3 protein-coding genes are annotated in these 4034 nt (G+C 71.7%); all 3 read left to right on the top strand.

Features of this window, described 5'->3' with window-relative positions; all coding sequences use genetic code 11:
• A partial coding sequence (locus HMPREF9719_RS07135; RefSeq protein ID WP_218915458.1) for a hypothetical protein occupies positions 1–364 on the top strand: 364 nt, incomplete at its 5' end.
• A gap of 171 nt (positions 365–535) precedes the next feature.
• A complete protein-coding gene (locus tag HMPREF9719_RS07130) occupies positions 536–2362 on the top strand; it encodes a phosphoenolpyruvate carboxykinase (GTP) (RefSeq protein ID WP_004601319.1) in 1827 nt (608 codons plus the stop codon).
• 268 nt (positions 2363–2630) lie between these two features.
• On the top strand, positions 2631–4034 hold a 1404-nt coding region (locus tag HMPREF9719_RS07125; protein WP_004601318.1), incomplete at its 3' end, for a lamin tail domain-containing protein.

The following is a 4034-nucleotide window of genomic DNA, read 5'->3' as shown; positions in this document are numbered from 1 at the left end:
CTGCGCGCCCGGCTCGCCGCCCCGGGAGCGGAGGCGCGCCGTGGGTGACTTCCTCGAGGAGCTCGGCGAGCTCCTCGCCGCCGGGTCGGGCGGGGAGCTGCCGCTGTCCAGCGACGCCGCCGAGGTGGAGCCCGGCGGGGGCGCCGCGTTCGTCGAGTCGGGCGACTCGGTGGCGTGGCTGGCGGACACCGACGGCGACGGGCTCGTCGACCACGTCACCGTCCTCAACCCGGGCGGGGAACCCACCGCGTGGCGCCGCGGCGAGAAGGGCTGGGGCCTGGCCCCGGCGGTGCGCGCGGACGACGCCGCAGGTGGGGAGGGCGGCTGGGGACTCCGCGACGCACATACCCCCGAAAAGGGGTAGATAAGGTGGGAAAACCCTGGTAGCGCGCCGATCGAGCGTCGGTACCGCGCGGTAACGCTCAGGTAACAACCAGTGGTATAAATCACGGCCGGTGGGGCTGCTGGGTTCCCCGGCACCGGCCGATAGGGTGGGAAAGGTGTTCTCTGCCGAGACCTACCACAGGAGTGATGAATGACCACCGCCTTGAAGGGCCTCGTCGGCCCGGTACCGACCACCAACACTGAGCTGCTCGACTGGATCGCCGAGGCGATCGAGCTCTTCGAGCCGGAGAACGTGGTCTTCGCGGATGGTTCCCAGGACGAGTGGGACCGGCTCACCTCCGAGCTGGTCGACGCCGGAACCCTCATCCGGCTCAACGAGGAGAAGCGGCCGAACAGCTTCCTGGCGCGCTCCAACCCCTCCGACGTCGCGCGCGTCGAGTCGCGCACCTTCATCTGCTCGGAGAACGAGGAGGACGCCGGCCCGACGAACAACTGGGCGCCGCCCGCCGCGATGAAGGAGGAGATGCGCGGCCAGTTCGCCGGCTCGATGCGCGGGCGCACGATGTACGTCGTGCCCTTCTGCATGGGCCCCATCTCGGACCCCAACCCGAAGCTCGGCGTGCAGCTCACCGACTCCGCCTACGTCGTGCTGTCCATGCGCATCATGACCCGCATGGGCTCCGAGGCGCTCGAGAAGATCGGCGACAGCGGCGACTTCGTGCACTGCCTCCACTCGGTGGGCGCCCCGCTCGCCGAGGGCGAGGAGGACGTCGCCTGGCCGTGCAACGAGACGAAGTACATCACCCAGTTCCCCGACACCAAGGAGATCTGGTCCTTCGGCTCCGGCTACGGCGGCAACGCGATCCTCGCGAAGAAGTGCTACGCGCTGCGCATCGCCTCGGTCATGGCCCGCGAGGAGGGCTGGATGGCCGAGCACATGCTCATCCTCAAGCTCACCTCGCCCGAGGGTAAGAACTACCACGTCGTCGCCGCGTTCCCCTCGGCCTGCGGCAAGACCAACCTCGCGATGATCAACCCCACCCTCGAGGGCTGGAGCGCCGAGGTCGTCGGCGACGACATCGCGTGGCTGTCCTTCGGTGAGGACGGGCACCTCTACGCCGTCAACCCCGAGAACGGGTTCTTCGGCGTCGCGCCGGGCACGAACTACGCGACCAACCCCAACGCCATGCGCGCCCTCGAGCCGGGCAACACGCTGTTCACCAACGTGGCGCTCACCGACGACGGCGACGTGTGGTGGGAGGGCCTCGAGGGCACCCCCGAGCACGCCATCGACTGGAAGGGCCGCGACTGGACCCCCGACTCTGACGAGAAGGCCGCCCACCCGAACTCCCGCTACTGCGTGCCGATCGGGCAGTGCCCCGTCACCGCCCCGGAGTACGACGACTGGCGCGGCGTGAAGGTCGACGCGATCCTCTTCGGCGGGCGCCGCCCCGACACCGTCCCGCTCGTCACCCAGGCGCACAGCTGGGAGCACGGCACGATGATCGGCGCGCTCCTCGCGTCCGGTCAGACGGCCGCCGCCGCGGAGGCGAAGGTCGGCTCGCTGCGCCACGACCCCATGGCGATGCTGCCGTTCATGGGCTACAACGCCGGCGACTACCTCCAGCACTGGATCGACATGGGCAATAAGGGCGGCGACAAGATGCCCCCGATCTTCCTCGTCAACTGGTTCCGCCGCGGCGACGACGGCCGCTTCCTGTGGCCGGGCTTCGGCGAGAACAGCCGCGTGCTCAAGTGGATCGTCGACCGTATCGAGGGCCGCGTCGGCGCCGACGAGACGGTCGTGGGCTACACCGCCCGCGCGGAGGACCTCGACCTCTCCGGGCTCGACACCCCGATCGAGGACGTCCGCGAGTCGCTCAGCGCCCCGGCGGAGTCGTGGGCCGGCGACGTGCAGGACAACGCCGAGTACCTCGACTTCCTCGGGCCGCGCGTGCCCCAGGAGGTACGCGCGCAGTTCGAGGCGCTCAAGCAGCGCATCCAGGACGCAAGCTAGGGCTCGGCCCAAGCGCTCACGCGAGAAGGCCCCGCCCCCGATCCGCTCGGGGAGGCGGGGCCTTCTCGCGCGCCGCGGGGCCCGGTGCGCCGCGTGCTGGGAACCGGCTGCGGGCCTGGCGCGTCGGGTGGGGGTGCGCGGCGCTATCGCCCGCCGGGGCGATTCCGCTAAACTGTGGAAAAGACTGTGCCCTGGCGTGGAAAACGCCGGGTGGTGCAGAGCCGTTGACGACCCCGTGTCTTCTTGAAAAAGGAAGGTGGCATCCCGAATGCGCTATCGCGCCCCCGCCGGTCTGCTGGCTGCAGGCCTGCTAGCCGCCGGCGCGCCGGTGGCCGCCGCCCAGCCCGCGCACGCCCCGGTCGTCATCAACGAGATCGGCCAGGCCGAGGACGGCGCCTGGGTCGAGCTCGCCAACCAGGACGAGCGCGAGCCGGCGGACGTCTCCGGCTGGCTGCTCGTCGACCCGCGCTCCGACGTCACCGTGACGCTGCCCCCGAACACCGTCATCGAGCCGGGCGGCTACCACGTCATCGAGCCCGGCGGCCGCCTCGGCAAGGACGGCGAGCTCGTTTTACGCTCCGGTGCCGATGACGTCGACGCAGCCTCGTGGCAGGAGCCCGCCGAGCAGTCCTGGGGCCGCGTGCCCGACAAGGTCGGCGACTTCGACGACACCCGCCTGCCCACCCCCGGCGAGTCCAACGTGCCGCGCCTCGGCGACGGCCAAAAGAGCGGCAGCCAGAAGACGCCGTGGCACGACGCGAAGGTCGACCCCTTCGACGTGGGCGGCCCGTTCTCCGAGCCGGGGATCGTCAGCCTCGCCGCGACCAGCGACGGCGACGTCGTCGCGCTTAACGGCGAGGGCGGCACCGTCCACGGGCTCGAGTACCTCGTCGACCTCAACTCCTACGAGCCGACGTGGAGCGCGCAGCTGCAGACCCTCAAGCCGGGCCTCGACGCGCGCGCCATCGACGTCGCCGGCGAGCGGCTCTTCGCCGTCGCCCAGCAGCCCACCGACGACGAGGAGCGCGGCCCACGCCGCGAGATCCTCACCTTCGACCTGCCCGAGGAGCCCCAGCCCGAGGACGCCGACGAGCTGGTCGACCTTCAGGCCACCCAATCTTGGGGGATCGCCACCCTCGCCCGGGAGGCCGGCGTCTCCCTCGACAGCGAGGTGAGCGCGATCGCCGCGCTCGAGGATAACCGCGTCGCGGTGGGCTTCACCGGCTACCACAAGATCCTCGTCTTCGACCTCTCCACGGCCTCGCCGTCGCTCGTCGACACCGTCGAGACCGCGCTTCCCGGCGTCGCGGAGCTCGAGCACGACCCCGAGACCGGGGAGCTGTGGGCGCTGTGCGGCGAGGAGTGCGCCGGCGCAGTGCAGCGCCTCGAGCGCGACGAGGAGGGCTCCTTCCGCCCCGCCCCGGGGGCGACCTTCCAGCGCCCGGCGAACCTCCCTGACGTCCCCGTCGCGGGCTTCGCCCGCGTCTCCGCCGAGCGGCCCTGCCCCGGCGGCGAGGGCGCCCAGCGCGTCGACCGGCTGCTGTGGGCCAACCCCACGGCCGCCGAGGGCGTGAGCCTCTACGGGGCGCTCAACAAGCAGCCGTGCGGCGCGGACGGCGGCGCGCAGCCCGAGGCCGGCGTGCCGGACGCGAGCCCCGCGCCGGGCTCCGGC

Origin of the sequence: Corynebacterium otitidis ATCC 51513 (assembly GCF_000296405.1) — a bacterium.
GTDB classification, from domain to species: Bacteria; Actinomycetota; Actinomycetes; order Mycobacteriales; family Mycobacteriaceae; genus Corynebacterium; species Corynebacterium otitidis.
The sequence above is the reverse complement of the archived record's forward strand: the minus strand, read 5'-3'. Positions and strand labels throughout refer to the sequence as shown.